Here is a 17438-nt window from a genome sequence, read left to right on the forward strand (position 1 = left end):
GAGAAAAAGAGTGAAACTCGAACATAGCAGTTCTGTGTTTCTTTGCATAGCTATTGCTAATGGTTGAAGGGGGGATTTCTGAAGATGAAATGGATTTTAATGGTTCTGATTGGGATGGTAGTCATAGCGATAATGATTATAAAATTCTGCTCATTTCTTGGTATAAAGCCTTCGCCAGAGAAAGCAAAGACATTTCATAAATCTCAAAACTTTCGGAATGGAAAGTTCGTAAATCAAATTCCAATAGATACGAGTAAAAGTATTAAAGGTGTGTTCGCTGTTTTATGGGGGAAAATCTCAAAACAACCTAGATTAAGGCCTGATCATGAGATCCCAATCAAGTCTTTAAACGAACGGCTTGTTAATCCCATTGAAGGAACCACCCTAACATGGTTTGGTCACTCTGCATTCTTATTAGTTATGAATGGAACAACTATATTGCTAGATCCGATGTTCGGTAAATACTCCTATCCAATCCCACTGTTCGGCAGTAAACGATATAATGAAAAACTCCCTATGGAAATTGAGCAATTTCCACATATCGATGTGGTTCTTATATCTCACGATCATTATGATCATTTAGATGAACTCTCAATAAAGAAATTGAAAGATAAGGTAAAACTCTTCTGTGTACCACTGGGGGTGGGAAGCCATCTGGAGAGATGGGGCGTTGACCCACACCAGATTAAGGAATATGACTGGTGGGACGAAATGAACATGAATGGGATCATGTTGGCTGCTACTCCAGCCATTCACACTTCGGGAAGAGGGATGTCCGATTCAAACACAACGCTGTGGTGTTCATGGGTAATTAAGGGGAAGCAAACGAAGTTGTATTTCAGTGGGGATAGTGGTTATGGTCCGCATTTCAAACAAATTGGACGGCAGTATGGACCGTTTGATATTACACTTATGCAATGTGGACAATATGATGAGCGCTGGGCAACGACTCATATGTATCCTGAGCAAGCCATTCAAGCGCATTTGGATGTGCAAGGGAAGGTCATGATTCCAATGCATTGGGGAACATTTACGTTAGCATTTCATGATTGGACAGAACCGATTGAACGTGTACTGATAGCAGCTAGAGATCAAGGCGTTGAAATCTCCACCCCGAGGATCGGTGAGATGGTGCGGGTCCATGCAAAAATGTATCCTGATTCGCCTTGGTGGAAATAAGAATAGTGTACTAAAAATATAAAAAACCTCCATATTCATATGGAGGTTTCTTTCAGTTATTACTCTTTAAATTCTACAATGGGCTTGATCACTTGCATGATCAATTTGATCTTGTCTGGAGAGCAATCCTCAAGCATTAGATTAATTTCATTTCTAAGGTAATCACGTGTGGAACTATTGGCTCCACTTAGAATGTATTCAGGTGACTCTTCAAGAATGACACACAACTGAGACAGCCTGTCCAGGTTAATAGGCGTTTTCCCTCGTTCAATCTTACTTATGTAGGCATTAGAGACATCCAGTTTCTCGGCCAGCACTTCTTGTGTAATTCCTTGTTTATCTCTAGCAAGTTTAATCCTTTTGCCAATTAGCGAATAATCAAAAGCCATCTGCATCACCTCAATAAATTGTAACAACCAATAGAGGGGGATTACATGCACAAAAGGTTAAGTTGAACTTATTGGTTAACCGTGTTAAACTATGATAAACTTACTTTGTTGTATCAAATTACCTTATTTGTATGTATGATACTAAAGAGGGTGTGTAATAATTATGATGTCATTATTACCTTCATTGGGAGAACTAATACTTTTAGTGGAAGGAGGGGGTAGTCTGAAACACATGAACAGAATTTCAATAATCATCAAGAAGTATCTGGATGAGAATCATCAGTCAATTGAAATGTTCTCAAATGCTTGTGGTATTGGGCGGGGAGCATTAAGGCGAATCGTATATGGTAACAAGATGATTTCGATTGAACAATTGGACCGTATTACGGATGCGTTGGAAATGCCAGTGGGAACATTATATGAATCATATTGTGAAGACTGCATGACATGCAATCGTGGATGGAAATGGCTAAGACCCCTCTTTTTACGGTGCGACGAATTAGAATTGTATAATGATTTGAGAAAGATATCTCGTATTATTATGCAAAATAGTAAATTCATACAGGGTACTTTCGAGATAGCAGAATCATTTTTTGACCAGGACAAGCATAATTCAGCAACTATATTATTTGAAAGCATTGTAGATGTTGACAAAGGTAGTCATTTTGAGAGATCAGCCATTAGTCATTATCGGCTATTTCAAATCGTCCTATATCATAACTTTGGTAGTCCTTATGTGGCACATCGATTTATTCCCTTTCGAGCACGTCTTCCAGAAGCATATGCGTTGGATGGCTTAATGCTACTCACTGAGAACTTTGCCGCGTTGGAGAGATGGGAAGATGTCGAGAAATATGCTGAGGAAATGCATCTATTAGCCTATGACATATATCAAAGTAAACTTAAGAACACTAAGAAATTCAGAAACTCTCTGCGCCATCCCTTGGTTTATTACTATGGACGAGCCTTATTATTAAAATCGATTGCATATGAATACCAGGGAATGTACAAAGAATGCATGAGATGTATTGCGGGTTATGTCGATTTGAGTTGGTTTGAGGGTTTAAATGATGAAGGCCGTAATGAAGTGGAGCGATTAAGTTTGTTTGCTCGTGGGAATATGCTTTGTGTTCAAGTGAAGATGGGTGATCAAGAAGTTATACCTGAATACGCATCCTTTCTTCGGGAGAATCCACAAGAGATCGTAGCGGGTCTAATTACGATGCTGATCTCGGCGAATGAATATCATTATTCTATCGATCAGACGCTACAGTTATTTTCTATTGAATCTATTGAATCTATTGATTTCGTTGATATAGATAGTTCTGAAAGCTATTACAAGAAATTTTTTAGCCGCCATCGGTTTTGTAAGTTTTTCTATCATTATGCAGAGTATTGTTTCGTAAGAGGCCATTATCAAGAAGGAATTAGGAACATATTATTAAGTCTAGAAGTTGCCATTGAAATGAAAAATAATCGTATCATGGTTCTGTGTATGACCTGGTTTGAGAAATATCGTGAGCATGCTAGCCTCGAACAGACAGAAGTATATGATCTGCTATGTAAAGGGGTACAGAATAATACGCATGAGGAGCGACCTGAGTCTCTCGAGTCTTTTTGGAATTTTCTAATGTCGACGTTGTGATCGGTGTGTCCCATAATTATATTAGTATTGTTCAACTATAGATGAATTAATTTGTCTTTATAACGTTCCAAGCATGATTAGAGCTTGGCGTTTTTTATTTTTCCCCTCAGAGTTGATCAGGGGGTTATTTACAGTTCACCATTTTTAATGGATAATTTTACACATCTGATGTCAAAGGATGTGAAGTGAATTACATGAGAAAGTTTAAACTCAAGTATATCGTGATCCCATTAATACTAATACCCTTTGTATTAGCAGTGGCGTACTTCTGTTCAGAATTTTATGGACTACCCTGGGAACATGCAGCAGTTAAAAAAGAAGCAGTTCAATATATGAAAAAAAAGTATAATCTAGATGTTGTAGCATCGGGAAGTTCCTTTAATTTTAAATTCGATTACTATACAGCTAAGGTGTACAACGTTAATGATGGAGCCAAAAATATAATACGTGTTGAAAAACAAAGGTTTTATGACGAACAGAATCAAGCCAGCGGAAAAAGATTAGAAGATAACTATAGTGAAATCTATTGGGGTAAGAAAAAAATGGATGAACTACAAGCGAAGTTCCCTACTTTTTTTAAACTAGATGATATAGAAACGGTAAGAATTGATACTGATTTTCTTACAACTCCATTAGAGAAGGGTGTAAGTTCAGATAAGGATGAGCAGGGGGCTTTTATTCCAATAAGCTCAGATTATAGCAATATGTTGGATATAAAACTTAACACTAATGAATTCTCAGACGAGTTGTTACAGGAGTTATTACTTGTAATTAGGGAAATCAGAAATACACAGTTGAAAGTTGATTTCATCATAAGAGGGACAGGTAAAGTAAGTGATTCAGATACTACAGCGGTGAAAATAAAGATTTTAGGTTTAAAGTCCGAGAATATAATGAACATCAATAGTGTTGAAGACCTAAAAAGAGAAATAGTGGAGTATTAACTTATCGGGGAAGTTTGATTATAAGGAGAGTGGCACTAATGAAAAAAGGATATTTTTATATAGCCGCTATACTTGTAGCTCTACTTCTATTACCATTTCATCATCTTGGCTATTCCTTAGGTGACAGTATTTTTAAAGCAGTGGGGCTTTCTCCATGGACCAAAATAAACAACACAGGTTTTCATTTGCCCGCAATTATTGGCATTATTTTATTAATCGTGGGTACGAGTGGAACAGTAAAATTTTACAAACCTAAATATCCTAAGATTTTAAGACGGATCATTATTGGATGTTGTGTATTTTTCATTGTGGTTCCTTATGTCTCCGAAGGTACGATGTACTTACTTAAGCATAACTCAAATGAAATCGATTCGATTGATGTTGCAGATTTGAAATGTCGCTATAAAACGGATGAGGGGAATTCAGTAATCGCTGATTGCACGTTCGAACTTTATAACTATGGTAAAGCAGAAAAAATCTCGCTTAAACCAGTGCTTAATAATGAATTTAAACAGTTTGAATTTCAAAGTAACACACTTTCACTCGATACACACAGCAAGTTAAATATGAGCATGCAATTTAATGGAATACAAAAAGATGAAAGTGTTGTTGTTTCAGGATCACTAGGAGAAGTCTACTTAGATCTTGAGATTATCGAATAAATACGGGGGGCTTCGCAATGGGAAGTTATCTACGAGGACAAATCGCTGAGATGGCGAATGTGAACATGGCCACTTTGAGATATTATGAGAATCACGGACTTATTCCATCTCCTCCACGATCTGAATCTGGGTATCGATTGTACCCGGCAGACGTACTGACACGAATCGAATTCATAAAAAATGCTAAGCTTTGCGGTTTTACTCTAAAGGAGATCAAAAAGGCACTCACAAATTCTGCAGATGGAAGTATTAGTATTCAACAATTCATTGATTTTATTGATAGAAAAGTGGTAGGAATCAACCAAGAAATTGCCGCGAAAGAGCAAACGAAGCAAATGTTGGCTGAATTGAAAAACAATCTGCAATCGACACATAAGCAACCTGAGGTGCAAGGTGTACTGCAGATTCTCCATATGGATTCATGACTTGACCCTGTTCTATACTGCAGGGTTTAATATTACGTTATTAAACCTTGAAGTAGGAATGGAGGAATGATCATGGAACGAACACCGATAGAGCAACTAACAGCGATCAAGAGTTTTTTGAAGCAAAGTAACAATGTAGAGGGTAGATCAGTGGAACAAATTCGCCAACAAATGAATGAAGCTGTATCACAACTACCACAACTACCAGGGAGAGTAATTGAACCGTTGAAGATGGGTCATTTGAGTGGGGAGTGGGTCAGCTCAAAGGGTGATATATCCCAACACAGTTCTGAAGCCGCTTGTGAGACTGAATCGGAACCTAAAGTCATTCTTTATTTCCACGGTGGCGGCTTTACTGCGGGCAGTTGTTACTATTATCGAGATTTGGCATCCAGAATTTCGCAAGCGAGCGGAGTGAAGGTGTTGCTGGTGGAATATCGACTTGCACCTGAACATCCATATCCAGCAGCCAATGAGGATTGCTTGTTTGCATACCGATGGTTACTGGAAAATGGATATTCGGCTCAACAAGTTATTATAGGTGGGGATTCCGTTGGAGGAAGTCTCGCACTCATGACATTACTATCGTTACGAGACCACGCGGAGACACTTCCGGCGGGGGCTTTTCTGCTATCACCTCACAGTGATCTTGTGAATTTAGATGGTGAATCTTATAAAAGTAGGGCAGAGCTTGATCCTACAGGAAGTTTGAAAGGTAATCAAGAGATATTAACTCATTATCTGGGCAAATACTCGGGAACAATACCTATGTTGTTGTCTCCGCTGAGAATGGACTTGAGTGATTTACCGGATCTATTGATCCAAGTAGGCGATCATGAAGTGCTGTTAAGTGACGCTACACGGTTTGCTGAACGAGCGAGCGCAGCAGGTGTTAACGTCTCTCTAGAGGTTTGGGACAACATGTGGAGCGTGTTTCAATTTTTAGCCTATATGTTGCCTGAGGCCCAGCAGGCAATTATTCATATTGGTCAATTTGTACGAAAGAGGCTCAATTAAGACGAACCATGCTCTGAGTGTATTTCATCGCATTATCCGAAAAATTAACTAATTTAAGAAAATCTTTATAATTACCCCCACTTCTTTTTAAACAGTTTTCCCTATCCTTAATGAATAAAGGATAGGAGGAAACTGAGATGAAGAAGTGGGGTTTTTTGTTTGTCAATCAAAAGATGGCTTCGTAAGGATAGTTCAGCGGCATTGATGTTTCTAGTACCCAGTGGTATAGGATTTTCGTTGTTCTACATTATCCCGTTTGCCATGGGTGTTTATTATTCCTTTATGGATAGTTCAATCGACAGCCAATTTGTTGGCTTGGACAATTACCGTGAGCTGCTCGCAAGCGAATCCTTCCATAAGGCTGCATCCAATACGTTTAATTTTACCGCAGTTAGTGTTCCGGTGATGCTTGCACTGTCACTAGGTTTGGCGATGTTGCTGAACCAAAATGTATATATTCGCAGTTGGCTCAGGACTGCTTATGTACTACCGCTTGTCGTTCCTGTAGCCTCGATTATTCTAATCTGGCAAATACTACTCGATTGGAACGGTTCTCTTAATGCTTGGCTGAGCTACTTCGGATTCGAACGTGTGGATTGGATGAAGACAGATGCAGCGAGAACGGTGGTGATCATCGTTTATTTATGGAAAAACGCCGGTTATAACATTATTTTGTTCTTAGCAGGGCTACAGCAAATTCCGAAAGATTATTATGAAACAGCCCAAGTTGAAGGGGCGGGGCGCTTCCGACAGTTTGGCAATATTACGCTCGTGTATTTAACGCCGACAATGTTTTTTGTCATTATCATGTCCATCCTCAATTCGTTTAAAGTGTTCCGAGAAACCTATTTAATTGCAGGTGACTATCCGCACGACAGTATATATATGTTGCAGCACTATATGAACAATATGTTCATGTCACTAGATATTCAGAAACTGACGGCGGCGGCAACGATGATGGTCGGCTGCATTCTACTCATTGTGAGCGTGTTGTTTATGTTGGAACGCCGTTTTCGGCAGTTTATGGAATAGCACATGCTTATGCATACGAGGTATTTTCTATGAAAAATTTTAGGGAGAGCGGTCGATTGCAAAGTACAAGAATATTACAAAAATTTGCGTTAACTGTCGTCATGACCGTCATCGCGGTACTGTTATTATTCCCCATGGTGATTACTTTCACAAATTCGATCATGACTGAACGAGAAATTAGTATCAATTATGGGCTGATCGGAACAATGAACGAAGTTACTGCAGGGGATACGAATCGGTTTGCTAATTTTAAGCTACTGCCAGATCAAGTCTCGTTGGAGCAGTATGGCAAAGTGTTGGTTAATAGCTCAAAGTTTCTAATGATGTTTTGGAATTCAGTATTCATGGTCGTGCCAATCATTGCAGGACAGACGCTCGTAGCGGCGCTAGCTGCATATACGTTCTCCAAACTGCAATTTCGCGGTCGGGAGGCACTGTTCCTTGTCTATCTTTTGACGATGCTCATGCCGTTTCAAGTGACATTAGTACCGAATTACATTATGGCGGAAAAGCTGGGATTGCTGAATAGTCCAAATGCCATTATATTACCTGGGATTTTCGCAGCTTTTGGTGTGTTTATGCTCAGGCAGTTTATGCTACCTATTCCGTATTCTTATATCGAAGCGGCTAAGCTTGATGGAGCCGGACATTTACGGATTTTCTCCACGATTATTGTCCCTATGATCAAACCAGGCATGGCTGCACTCGTTATTCTATTGTTTGTCGATTATTGGAACATGGTGGAGCAACCGCTTATTTTTCTGGATGATCCGTACAAACAGCCACTTTCAGTTTATTTATCGAGAATTAACGAAGGCGAGCAGGGGGTTGCTTTCGCTGCATCTATGCTTTATATGACTCCGATGGTGTTGTTATTTCTGTATGCAGAGACCTATTTCATTGAAGGAATTCAACTGTCTGGCATCAAGGGGTAGATCGTGAGGAGTTGATGCTTCCGATGCAAGTTTCTTTAAAGCAAGAGTCTTAGGGGGAAGAGGATGTGGAAATAGATTTAAGAGAAGTGCCTAAAGATCGAGGGCGCAAACGAAAAATTCAAATTATATTCTGTATATTTATTATTTTGTTAGTGCTTTTCACACTATTTAGTAACACATTCCAGTCTCTGACTTTGCCAAAAGTGAGGACGGAAAATGCAGTATATGGAAGTCTCGTACATACGCTTGAAGGAAACGGAATACTACAGCCCATCGCAGAAGCAAAACTAGTGAATTCTGACCATTGGAAAGTAGCAACGATTCTCGTGAAAGAAGGGGATCATGTGAAAAAGGGACAAAAGCTTATTATCTATGACAGTAAATCTGCCGAAAGAGAATTGCAAGATGAAATCACTCATCTGGAAAAGCAAAAAATTGAGCTGCAAAATATACAAGATCGTTTCATTACATCAACAACAGAAGGGGATGAGATGGGCATTCGGACTGCAAAACGCGATATTGAAACGTATAAACTTGATCTTGGCGTGCAGGAACGAAAAATTAACGTATTGAGGGATCGACTGGACAGCCAAAAGGAAATTTCAGCTCCATTTGATGGTGTGATTACGAAGCTGAATGCCATTGAGGGGATGGTGTCTGCGGGGGAACCGGATGTTCTTGTCTCCAACAGTAGCCTAGGTTATCGATTGGATATTTTTGCTGACTCAACGCTGTTGTCAAGCTTAGGAATTTCGATCGGAGAGAAGATAGAGGTCGAGGTAGGTACTGCCCAAGAACAACAGACCCGTATGATTGTCGGCACGATTGAGGAAATGGCGAATGAACGACCGCGGACTAATGAAGAAGCGGGCAAGACCATAACGATCCCTCAGAAGGTCCTACGTATAAAGGTTGTTAACTCTCAATTGATAGGGGGTGAGCAGGCAAGGATTAAACTCGAGAAACGCTCAAGCCGAGAGGGATTTGTCATTTCCAATGTGGCTATTCATGAGGAACGAGACGGAATGTTTGTTTATAAAGTTGAAGAACAGAAAGGGGCATTAGGAAATGTCTTTCTCGTTCGTAAAGTCCAAATTCATTACAGTGAAACGATGGACAAAGAAACGATGATCCAATCGGATAACATCTATGATGATGATCTGATTATTCTGGAAAGCAGTGAGCCTTTACAAGATGGGAACCGTATTCGTATGGAATAGTAAGCAAATAAGAGATGAATTTATTGGAGGAACTTATACAATGAAAAAGTGGCTGTGGATGATTTGTGTTGGTATTTTAATAACGACAACGACGGCATGTGGTTCTGCGGGGAGTAAGGATTTGGAAAGTAAAGAAGGGAAAATAGTCGTTACTTTGTCTGTACAACAGCCGAGCGCATTTTTTCAGGCGGCAGAAAAAAAGTTTGAAGAAAAGTATCCGGATATTGATCTTCAAATTCAGACTACTGATGATTATGAGAAATACCAAAAAACGACGAATACAGCACTGCTATCAGGGAAGGGTCCGGATATCTTCGAAGTAAGCGGCTTACCCATCGATGATTACGTGAACAAAAAGCTTCTCCTGAACATGGATGATTCCATGGAACAAGATAAAACGTTGAATAAAAACGATTTACAAATGAACATATTGGAACTATTAAAGCTGAATGGCGGTATGTATGCCATGCCATTCGGATTCTCGCTGCGGGCGTTCGTAGGTGATGGGGACATTCTTGGAAACACGAATATCGACGATAAGAATTGGACCTGGAAGGAGTTTGAGGAGATTTCAAAGAAATTGGCGGAAAAAGGCACGGAGCGCCGCTACGCTTTAGCAAATGACCCACCCGATTTCCTCCTTACAGATATTATTCTGGATAGATACACAGAGTTCGTTGATCATTCAGCGAAAAAGGCAAAGTTCGACTCTCCCTTATTCGTGGGAGTGCTACAGCAAATAAAAAAAATGTACGATGATAAAGTTATGACTTCGGAACCGGCGGATATCGGCAAGCAATTGTTTTATTCTACCGTTTTGCGATCGCCGGCAGATCTTATCAATGATCCGCATCAATTTTTCTCCAATCCGAAGCTGCTGCAAAAACCAGAACAAAAAGGTGGACCGAGGATTATCCCTAGTTCGCAATTTGCGATTCAAGCCAACTCTCCTGTTAAAGAAGAAGCTTGGAAGTTTATTGCTTTCCTGTTATCCGAAGATGGGCAATCCCTGCAAGATAGAGATGGGTTTTCACTGCTTAAATCTGTGAATGAGAAGCAGCTGAACGACATTCAGACACAAGTTAAAAATGGAAAGTACAATCTTCGAGGCTCTGGGTCACTTAAGGTATCGGTATCGGACGAAGAATTTACTCAGTTCAGACAGTTCATTAATACAGCGGATAACTATACTGACCTGGACGGTAAGGTGATTTCCATTATGGGATCTGAGGCCATTTCATTCTTCAGTGGACAAAAATCCGCGGAGGAAGTGGCAAAGCTAATTCAGAATCGAGTGAAAATCTACTTAAACGAATAATCTATAATGTCTTGATAAACTCTAGTAGAGCAAAAAGAGCCGTTGATCTTCACATATTCTTCTCTGTAATGAACTTTGACGATACAGAATGCGGTTCATTTAACACCTAGCCGCATTCTGTAGTTAAACATGATATCTAAGTCTCTACTGTCAAAATATCGCTCCACATTTTGCCCAAATGCTTCGATATCCTCATCTAGATCCCTCAAATTGAGTTTCAGTACGTTTTGCACCGAGCCCTGACTAAGTGCTAACCCAACATAACGCTCTGCACTACATATTTCTATATTGTGAAATACAATTTCCTTGGTGAAACGGAATATACCACTTGCACGGAAGTTATCTAAATGTCCGTCCTTATTCCATTTATGAACGAGATCAAAGGTGTCCACATTCTGTTGAATAACTGCATCCGCTTTTTGGATCAAGTTTAAATACTCTGCCTCTAAAGTCCAATGAAGGGTAGGTGGCCAATCACAATCGTATACAGCAAATACGCCATTCTTTTTAAGAATACGATTGATTTCCTTGAGTGTACTTTCGGGTTCCATCCAATGGAATGATTGAGAACATGTAACGATATCAGCAGACGCGGACTTGGCGGGGGTTTGATCTGAATACCCAGCAACGAAAGTAATGGATGGAGTCCCGCCCAGCAGTTGTAACTTTTCTAGCGCTTTATTTCTCATGTCTTCATTTGGCTCTATACCTACAACTTGATCCGCATGTTCCTTCCAGATTATCGTGGATAAGCCTGTTCCACATCCCAGATCTAGGACAAGGGTTGGTTTGTGTCCGACATACTGAGTTAATAAGTTCACTACCTGTAATGGGGCCTCGGGGCGATATTTATCGTACAGATTAGCGTAGCCAGTAAATCTCGTTACATTGTTAGACAAATGGTTGGATTCGGTCATGTGTAAACCTCCTTAATAAGTTAGGTATTACTTAACTATACCAAAGAAGTACTTTTACAAAGGGTTACTGGACTAAACAGATCTAATCTTGCTCACCTTGCTCAAGAGAGGGTGCCGTGTTACGCTAGGGATGCTTGGTAAATTCTTGTTTGCCATTCAAAATATACCCTAAAGAAGCTGAGGTGACTTATCCATGAAAGAAGAATTAGCATTAGCATTAAATAAACAGATGAATTTTGAGTTTTATTCAGCTCATGTCTATCTTGCGATGGCGGCATATTGTTCGGGTGAAAGCCTGGATGGGTTCGCGAATTTCTTTACTGTTCAGGCAGAGGAGGAACGTTTTCATGCGATGAAAATATATAAGTTCCTGAATGACCGTAGACAACGTGCAACGCTTGAAGCCATGCCGGAACCTAAGAATGAATATAGCTCTATGCTGGATGTGTTTGAACATGGTTATGCACATGAGCAGCAAAACACTAAGAAATTTTATCATTTGGCTGATCTAGCTACGGATGATCGTGAATATGCGACGATTTATTTCTTGAAATGGTTTATTGATGAGCAGGTAGAAGAAGAGGCTCTATTCGATAGTATCATTCAGAAGCTAAAACGTATTGATAAAGACAGCAACGCTTTCTATATGCTTGATGCGGAATTCGCCGCTCGCTCTTTCACACCTCCGGCGGAATAGAGTAATCAGTAGCTAATCATAATTGTTGTAACGAAGAACTCCACAACCCTCCCTCATCCTTAGGATGGGGGAGGGTTGTTTATTTGATCTATTTTAACAAAACCTTTTCCATAATGACCACGTCAATCAAATGATTTCCAATAACTCCTTGTTTCTCGAACACTCCGACCTTCCGATAACCCTTCTTATTATATAATCCTTGACCTAGAGCATTAAAAGGAAGTGTAAACAATACAATCTTTCGAAAGTCATGCTGGATGGCTTTGGCTTCGATTGCGGAGAGTAGAGCACTGCCAACACCTTTACCCCGGTATTCTCGGTCTACATAGACGGAGAGGTCCGACACCCCATTGTAAGCACATCGGTGGGAATAAGGATTTAATGAAGCCCAGCCAATGACTACACCAGCTCGTTCCGCTACCAGAATACTGTATCTAGCTTGATGATCTTGAAACCATTGGTTCATATACGGCAAATCCTTAGGCTCTGTTTCTAGCGTAGCTATGCGGTCCATGATTCCCTGATTGTAAATTTCAAGAATTGCTGCGACATCATTATTTGTAGCTTCACGAGTGGTTACTGTAATCATATGAAATCCTTCCTTCCGAAGCTCTCGATTAAGGTCTTTTGGCTTTAATTACTGCAGAAACGATGTAATTGTCCACGTTCGCACCAGGAACCCAATCTTTGATAAAAGATTTAGACTCATCTTTAGGTTCGATGGAGATGTCAGTAAACCCGCTCTGTTGCAGCAAAGTAGTAATCTCTTCTATTGAGGAAGCACCTGAAATACAGGCGGAATATAACTCGTTCATATCATTCTTAATCTCAGGTGGTAACTCCGTTGTGGTTACAATGTCGGAGATCGCAAGACGTCCACCTGGTTGAAGTACACGGAATGCTTCGCTAAATACCTGCGCTTTGTCTGGCGACAAATTGATAACACAATTAGATATAATGACGTTTACAGTTCGATCAGCAAGCGGAAGATACTCTATTTCGCCTAATCGGAAGTCGGTATTTGTATATCCACCTTTTAGTGCATTGGTCCGAGCGCGACTGACCATCTCTGGCGTCATATCTACCCCAATAACATATCCCTCGTCACCAACCTGACGTGCAGCTAAGAAACAATCAAAGCCCCCGCCACTCCCAAGATCCAATACAACTTCTCCTGGTTTCAACTCAGCTATAGCTTGAGGGTTACCACATCCTAATCCAAGATTTGCTCCATCTGGAACAGCGCTTAATTCCTCGTCTGAATATCCTAATTTCGCTGAGACGACACTCGCATCAGGATGTACATCGCAGCAACTATCCGTTGAGCAACAAGAAGATGTAGCCGTTGGTTGTATTTGTTGAATGGCTACTTCTTTATAGCGACTCCGAACATTTTGACGAATCTCATCATTAGTTAATTTTGTCATTTGAAACACTCCTTATTTGATATTTATACGTTTCGAAATAAAGTTGCATAATGCAATCTTAAAAGAAGAAAAAAAGTTATCTCGATAACGGTGCACAACACTTACTTGATTTAGCCATAGCCTCGTTCAATAAAATTACTGACTTCATTACAGTCTCTTTTTCAAACTCTGTCATATAAGAAAAGACTTCATCAAGATAAGTATTCATCTGTTGATCAATGGTCGTTGCTACAAATTTTCCTTCGGTTGTCAGTGTGAGGGTATTGACCCTTTTGTCGTCAGGATGCGGAGTTTTGGACACTAAGCCCAGTTTAATAAGCGACTGTACCTGACGGCTAAACGTTGTGATATCCGTGGCCAGTGTTTCGGCAATTTGCTGCATAGACGGATTCGTTTGTTGGTCTATCTCATATAGGATATGACTTTGTACCAAGGACAGATCGCAACCCCCAACACTGCAACAAACTTTGTTGAGTAGGCCGAACCTACGAGTCATCAATTGAAACTGTTCACGTGCGTTATTCATAAAAATCACCTCATGCAATAGTTATAATCTATTTACTTGTAAAATGCAACTAAATATCAGTGCTGTTGATTTCATTTCAAGTTCTATTTAAAATAGAACATATGCTTTTTTTCACAAAGATAAATAGTGATAGGATAGAAGGACGAGACAGTTACTATATATTGTTTATGAACCATACTGAGAGGAAGGCAACAAATGAACCCGCTGCAAATCGAGAAAATAAAAGGTATGAGAACTGAAATTACCCGGTTTATGATGATGTATAAATTCGCTATAAATGAAATAGAGACTAAGATTGATATTTTAAAGGATGAATTTCATTTCTTGCATGACTATAATCCGATTGAAAACAGTAAATCCCGTGTTAAATCCTTTGAGAGTATTATGAAGAAATTATATAGAAAAGGTGGAGAACCTTCACTAACCTATATTAGAGAAAATATTAGAGACATCGCTGGAATACGTATAACGTGTTCATTTGTCTCTGACATTTACCGGATCAGCGATATGTTGAGTAATCAAAGTGATCTAACCATTGTAGAAGTTAAAGACTATATTAAAAATCCAAAACCAAATGGATACAAAAGTCTGCATGTTCTAGCAAAGGTTCCTATATTTATGTCTGATCGGCAGGAAGAAGTATATGTTGAGATTCAAATCCGCACGATGGCCATGGATTTCTGGGCAAGCTTAGAACATAAAATCTATTATAAATTTAATCAAGAGGTACCTTTAAGCTTTCTGGAAGAACTAAAAGAGGCAGCTGATTCTGCAGCTTCCCTGGATCAAAAAATGGAACGACTTCATCATGAGATTAATGCCATAAAGGTAGAGAAATCAGAGGAGGGAGATATCTTAAAAGAAATCAATCAGTTGCTGGTTAATAATCAGCAAATTTCAATACCGAAACAATTATTAGAATTGCTAAATGTGGAACAAAAGTAAGCTACTAAAAGTGCAGCAAGTTGTATAATAGAAATATTGTGTGGTTAGCTCGATTTAATACAAAATTGCTTTAATAGTAGGAGGGCAACGATGCCGGAACCTTTAAAGGCCATGTACAACGAAGAGTTTCTGCGGGATTTTAGCAAGAAGATAGTTTCTGTCTACAGTTCCTTTGAGACGGACAAATTCATTGCTACGGTGATGGATGATACATGGGATGAGCTAGAGCTAAAGGCACGGATGCGGAGGATTGCGCAGACACTTGGAACACATCTGCCGGATCGGTATGAAGAGGCGCTGGACGTGTTGTTTGCGATTGATGAGAGTTGTGTTGGGTTTCCATATTTGTTCTTTCCCGATTTCGTAGAGGTATTTGGTCAGGCGGAAGAGCACTGGGAACTTTCCATGAAAGCACTGGAACGATTCACTTCGAAGTCCTCTGCGGAATTTGCTGTAAGATCGTTCCTGCTGCGAGATACGGAGCGTATGATGTCACAAATGATGATCTGGGCGAAACATTCGGATGAGCATGTACGTCGTCTAGCAAGTGAGGGATCAAGACCTCGTCTACCTTGGGGACAAGCACTCCCGATGTTCAAGCGTGATCCAGCGCCAGTACTTCCCGTACTGGAGTTATTGAAAGCAGATCCATCACTTTATGTCCGAAAGAGTGTTGCCAACAACCTTAACGATATAGCGAAGGATAACCTTTCGGTTGTTGTGGACATCGCTCAGCGCTGGAAAGGCGAACATCCGCATACCGATTGGATCGTGCGACATGGATGTCGAACCTTAATCCGCAAATCCGTGCCAGAGGTTATGGCGTTGTTTGGTTATGCGGAATCGGATGGTGCGACTTCGCTTACATCCATGGCTTCATTGACTGTGGAGCCGTCTGTACTTACGATTGGCGGGAGCTGTGAGCTACACTACGAACTTCGCATCCGTGAAGGAGATCAAGCGCATCTGCGTATTGAGTACGGGATCGACTTTGTGAAAGCAGGAAGACGTACATCACGTAAATCATTCTTACTAAGTGATAAGACTGTACCCGGCGGATCTCTGCTAAAGGGAACACGGACACATCGCTGGGCGGATCTGACGACTCGTCGTCATTATCCAGGTGAGCACCAGATTGTGCTACTGGTGAACGGGAGAGAAGTTGCTAGCACGATACTTCAATTAGAGGAATAGCTAAAATGGTTATTTCGATAGAAATTGATGATTAGTTGCAGCATGAGTTCTATGAATGATAATATTAACGATATATTGTTTGAATCATAAGGAGCGTATATGAATGGCGATCAAGATTATTACTGACAGTGGTTCCGACTTGCCTATTGAGTACATTAAGCGGTTTAATGTTTCCGTCGTAAATTTATCGGTACATTTCAATCATGAGAAGATGCCGGGAGATATGGACGCCGAAACTTTTTATCACAAAATGCGGGAATCAAAGGCTTTACCGACTACAGCTAGTCCAAGTCCGTTGGATTTCCTGGACAAGTTCAAAGAAGTAGAAGAAGGCACTGATATCTTGGTAATTTGCATGTCCTCTAACATTAGTAGTACGTACCAAACAGCTATGATGGCCTTGGACATGTACAGGGAAGAAGGACATACGAATCGAATAGAGATCATTGACTCCAAGACTTTCTCCGGGGGATTATCCTTAGTTGTTGGCTTGGCAGCCCAATGGGCTGAGTCGTGTAAAAACTTGACGGAGTTAAAAGAAAAGGTTGTGCACCAATGCAAGGAGGTCAAAGCCTTCTTTACGTTGGAAACCTTGGAGAACGTCATCAAGGGCGGACGTTTGAACCGCTTGTCGGGTGCAGTCGCTTCCGTGCTCAATATCAAATTACTCTTGAAAATTAGTGAAGAAGGCACGGTAGAAGTAGTCGAGAAGACGCGGGGCATGCAAAATGCGCTGAAAGCTCTGTTGGCACGTCTAGAAGAGAAACAACATGACTATGAAAAAGCGGTTATTGCCATCGTACACAGTAATTGTGAGAAACGGGCGCTTGAAATCAAAGATCGTATTCTTGAGAAGCATCCCTTTAAAGAAGTTTTATTCTCCAATATGGGACCCATCATGGGCACGTATGCGGGAGAAGGCGGCGTTGGTATCGCTTTTTAAATAAATTTTATATTTTTTAGAGA

The 17438-nt window shown here is 40.3% G+C and carries 19 protein-coding genes; 14 read left to right on the forward strand and 5 right to left on the reverse strand.

All coding sequences use genetic code 11. The features are described from left to right. Nucleotides 1-84: 84 nt before the first annotated feature. The gene (locus NST85_RS13950; RefSeq protein ID WP_341189592.1) at nt 85-1179 is read left to right on the forward strand and encodes an MBL fold metallo-hydrolase; all 1095 of its coding nucleotides are present in this window, start codon (nt 85-87) and stop codon (nt 1177-1179) included. Between the two features lie 59 nt (nt 1180-1238). Here the strand turns inward: NST85_RS13950 and NST85_RS13955 are convergent, their stop codons facing one another. After that, a complete protein-coding gene (locus NST85_RS13955; protein WP_341189593.1) occupies nt 1239-1595 on the reverse strand; it encodes a helix-turn-helix domain-containing protein in 357 nt (118 codons plus the stop codon). A 205-nt stretch (nt 1596-1800) separates the two neighbouring features. Between NST85_RS13955 and NST85_RS13960 the strand changes: the two genes are divergently transcribed. The 9 genes from NST85_RS13960 (at nt 1801) to NST85_RS14000 (ending at nt 10766) form a co-directional block, all read left to right on the forward strand. Then, nucleotides 1801-3213 (forward strand): helix-turn-helix domain-containing protein, encoded by a 1413-nt coding sequence (locus NST85_RS13960; RefSeq protein WP_341189594.1) that lies wholly within the window; start codon nt 1801-1803, stop codon nt 3211-3213. A 194-nt stretch (nt 3214-3407) separates the two neighbouring features. Further along, a complete protein-coding gene (locus tag NST85_RS13965; RefSeq protein ID WP_341189595.1) occupies nt 3408-4157 on the forward strand; it encodes a hypothetical protein in 750 nt (249 codons plus the stop codon). Between the two features lie 38 nt (nt 4158-4195). Next, a complete protein-coding gene (locus NST85_RS13970; protein WP_127191343.1) occupies nt 4196-4819 on the forward strand; it encodes a hypothetical protein in 624 nt (207 codons plus the stop codon). 17 nt (nt 4820-4836) lie between these two features. Beyond that, the gene (locus NST85_RS13975; RefSeq protein WP_127191342.1) at nt 4837-5244 is read left to right on the forward strand and encodes a MerR family transcriptional regulator; all 408 of its coding nucleotides are present in this window, start codon (nt 4837-4839) and stop codon (nt 5242-5244) included. A gap of 72 nt (nt 5245-5316) precedes the next feature. Then, nucleotides 5317-6261, forward strand: coding sequence for an alpha/beta hydrolase (locus NST85_RS13980; protein ID WP_341189596.1), 945 nt, complete (start codon nt 5317-5319; stop codon nt 6259-6261). A 165-nt stretch (nt 6262-6426) separates the two neighbouring features. Then, nucleotides 6427-7293: a carbohydrate ABC transporter permease gene (locus NST85_RS13985; RefSeq protein WP_341191110.1), complete on the forward strand. Its 867-nt coding sequence runs from the start codon at nt 6427-6429 to the stop codon at nt 7291-7293. Nucleotides 7294-7322: 29 nt separating this feature from the next. Beyond that, nucleotides 7323-8228 carry a carbohydrate ABC transporter permease gene (locus NST85_RS13990; protein ID WP_445671154.1) on the forward strand — a complete coding sequence of 302 codons (906 nt, stop codon included), beginning with the start codon at nt 7323-7325 and terminating at the stop codon, nt 8226-8228. Between the two features lie 65 nt (nt 8229-8293). Continuing rightward, entirely contained in the window at nt 8294-9448 is a 1155-nt protein-coding gene (locus NST85_RS13995) for an efflux RND transporter periplasmic adaptor subunit (protein ID WP_341189597.1), read from the forward strand. A 40-nt stretch (nt 9449-9488) separates the two neighbouring features. Next, nucleotides 9489-10766: an ABC transporter substrate-binding protein gene (locus NST85_RS14000; RefSeq protein WP_341189598.1), complete on the forward strand. Its 1278-nt coding sequence runs from the start codon at nt 9489-9491 to the stop codon at nt 10764-10766. A gap of 95 nt (nt 10767-10861) precedes the next feature. On the opposite strand, the gene NST85_RS14005 is transcribed toward NST85_RS14000, so the two are convergent. Beyond that, on the reverse strand, nt 10862-11683 hold the full coding sequence (locus NST85_RS14005) for a class I SAM-dependent methyltransferase (protein ID WP_341189599.1): 822 nt from the start codon (nt 11681-11683) through the stop codon (nt 10862-10864). Between the two features lie 193 nt (nt 11684-11876). Between NST85_RS14005 and NST85_RS14010 the strand changes: the two genes are divergently transcribed. After that, nucleotides 11877-12380 carry a ferritin gene (locus NST85_RS14010; protein WP_341189600.1) on the forward strand — a complete coding sequence of 168 codons (504 nt, stop codon included), beginning with the start codon at nt 11877-11879 and terminating at the stop codon, nt 12378-12380. Nucleotides 12381-12468: 88 nt separating this feature from the next. Here NST85_RS14010 and NST85_RS14015 read toward each other — a convergent pair whose 3' ends face one another. From NST85_RS14015 to NST85_RS14025, 3 genes are all read right to left on the reverse strand, one after another. Then, on the reverse strand, nt 12469-12969 hold the full coding sequence (locus tag NST85_RS14015; protein WP_341189601.1) for an arsinothricin resistance N-acetyltransferase ArsN1 family A: 501 nt from the start codon (nt 12967-12969) through the stop codon (nt 12469-12471). Between the two features lie 28 nt (nt 12970-12997). After that, on the reverse strand, nt 12998-13807 hold the full coding sequence (locus NST85_RS14020) for an arsenite methyltransferase (protein ID WP_341189602.1): 810 nt from the start codon (nt 13805-13807) through the stop codon (nt 12998-13000). Nucleotides 13808-13883: 76 nt separating this feature from the next. After that, nucleotides 13884-14333: a MarR family winged helix-turn-helix transcriptional regulator gene (locus NST85_RS14025; RefSeq protein WP_341189603.1), complete on the reverse strand. Its 450-nt coding sequence runs from the start codon at nt 14331-14333 to the stop codon at nt 13884-13886. Between the two features lie 195 nt (nt 14334-14528). Here NST85_RS14025 and NST85_RS14030 point away from each other — a divergent pair, with 195 nt between their 5' ends. From NST85_RS14030 to NST85_RS14040, 3 genes are all read left to right on the forward strand, one after another. Continuing rightward, nucleotides 14529-15278 carry a GTP pyrophosphokinase gene (locus tag NST85_RS14030; protein WP_341189604.1) on the forward strand — a complete coding sequence of 250 codons (750 nt, stop codon included), beginning with the start codon at nt 14529-14531 and terminating at the stop codon, nt 15276-15278. A gap of 90 nt (nt 15279-15368) precedes the next feature. Beyond that, nucleotides 15369-16472, forward strand: coding sequence for a hypothetical protein (locus NST85_RS14035; protein ID WP_341189605.1), 1104 nt, complete (start codon nt 15369-15371; stop codon nt 16470-16472). Nucleotides 16473-16575: 103 nt separating this feature from the next. Further along, nucleotides 16576-17415 carry a DegV family protein gene (locus tag NST85_RS14040; RefSeq protein ID WP_127191332.1) on the forward strand — a complete coding sequence of 280 codons (840 nt, stop codon included), beginning with the start codon at nt 16576-16578 and terminating at the stop codon, nt 17413-17415. Nucleotides 17416-17438 lie beyond the last annotated feature (23 nt).

The organism is Paenibacillus sp. FSL K6-2524 (assembly GCF_038005525.1).
Taxonomy (GTDB): domain Bacteria; phylum Bacillota; class Bacilli; order Paenibacillales; family Paenibacillaceae; genus Fontibacillus; species Fontibacillus anaericanus.

Bases quoted from the DNA above. Each gene is read 5' to 3' on its own strand.
- NST85_RS14020 (WP_341189602.1), bottom strand. From the start codon at position 13,807: ATGACAAAATTAACTAATGATGAGATTCGTCAAAATGTTCGGAGTCGC.
- NST85_RS13965 (WP_341189595.1), top strand. From the start codon at position 3,408: ATGAGAAAGTTTAAACTCAAGTATATCGTGATCCCATTAATACTAATA.
- NST85_RS13990 (WP_445671154.1), top strand. From the start codon at position 7,323: ATGAAAAATTTTAGGGAGAGCGGTCGATTGCAAAGTACAAGAATATTA.
- NST85_RS13970 (WP_127191343.1), top strand. From the start codon at position 4,196: ATGAAAAAAGGATATTTTTATATAGCCGCTATACTTGTAGCTCTACTT.
- NST85_RS13980 (WP_341189596.1), top strand. From the start codon at position 5,317: ATGGAACGAACACCGATAGAGCAACTAACAGCGATCAAGAGTTTTTTG.
- NST85_RS14010 (WP_341189600.1), top strand. From the start codon at position 11,877: ATGAAAGAAGAATTAGCATTAGCATTAAATAAACAGATGAATTTTGAG.
- NST85_RS14025 (WP_341189603.1), bottom strand. From the start codon at position 14,333: ATGAATAACGCACGTGAACAGTTTCAATTGATGACTCGTAGGTTCGGC.
- NST85_RS13950 (WP_341189592.1), top strand. From the start codon at position 85: ATGAAATGGATTTTAATGGTTCTGATTGGGATGGTAGTCATAGCGATA.
- NST85_RS14005 (WP_341189599.1), bottom strand. From the start codon at position 11,683: ATGACCGAATCCAACCATTTGTCTAACAATGTAACGAGATTTACTGGC.
- NST85_RS14030 (WP_341189604.1), top strand. From the start codon at position 14,529: ATGAACCCGCTGCAAATCGAGAAAATAAAAGGTATGAGAACTGAAATT.
- NST85_RS14000 (WP_341189598.1), top strand. From the start codon at position 9,489: ATGAAAAAGTGGCTGTGGATGATTTGTGTTGGTATTTTAATAACGACA.
- NST85_RS14040 (WP_127191332.1), top strand. From the start codon at position 16,576: ATGGCGATCAAGATTATTACTGACAGTGGTTCCGACTTGCCTATTGAG.
- NST85_RS14035 (WP_341189605.1), top strand. From the start codon at position 15,369: ATGCCGGAACCTTTAAAGGCCATGTACAACGAAGAGTTTCTGCGGGAT.
- NST85_RS13975 (WP_127191342.1), top strand. From the start codon at position 4,837: ATGGGAAGTTATCTACGAGGACAAATCGCTGAGATGGCGAATGTGAAC.
- NST85_RS14015 (WP_341189601.1), bottom strand. From the start codon at position 12,969: ATGATTACAGTAACCACTCGTGAAGCTACAAATAATGATGTCGCAGCA.
- NST85_RS13960 (WP_341189594.1), top strand. From the start codon at position 1,801: ATGAACAGAATTTCAATAATCATCAAGAAGTATCTGGATGAGAATCAT.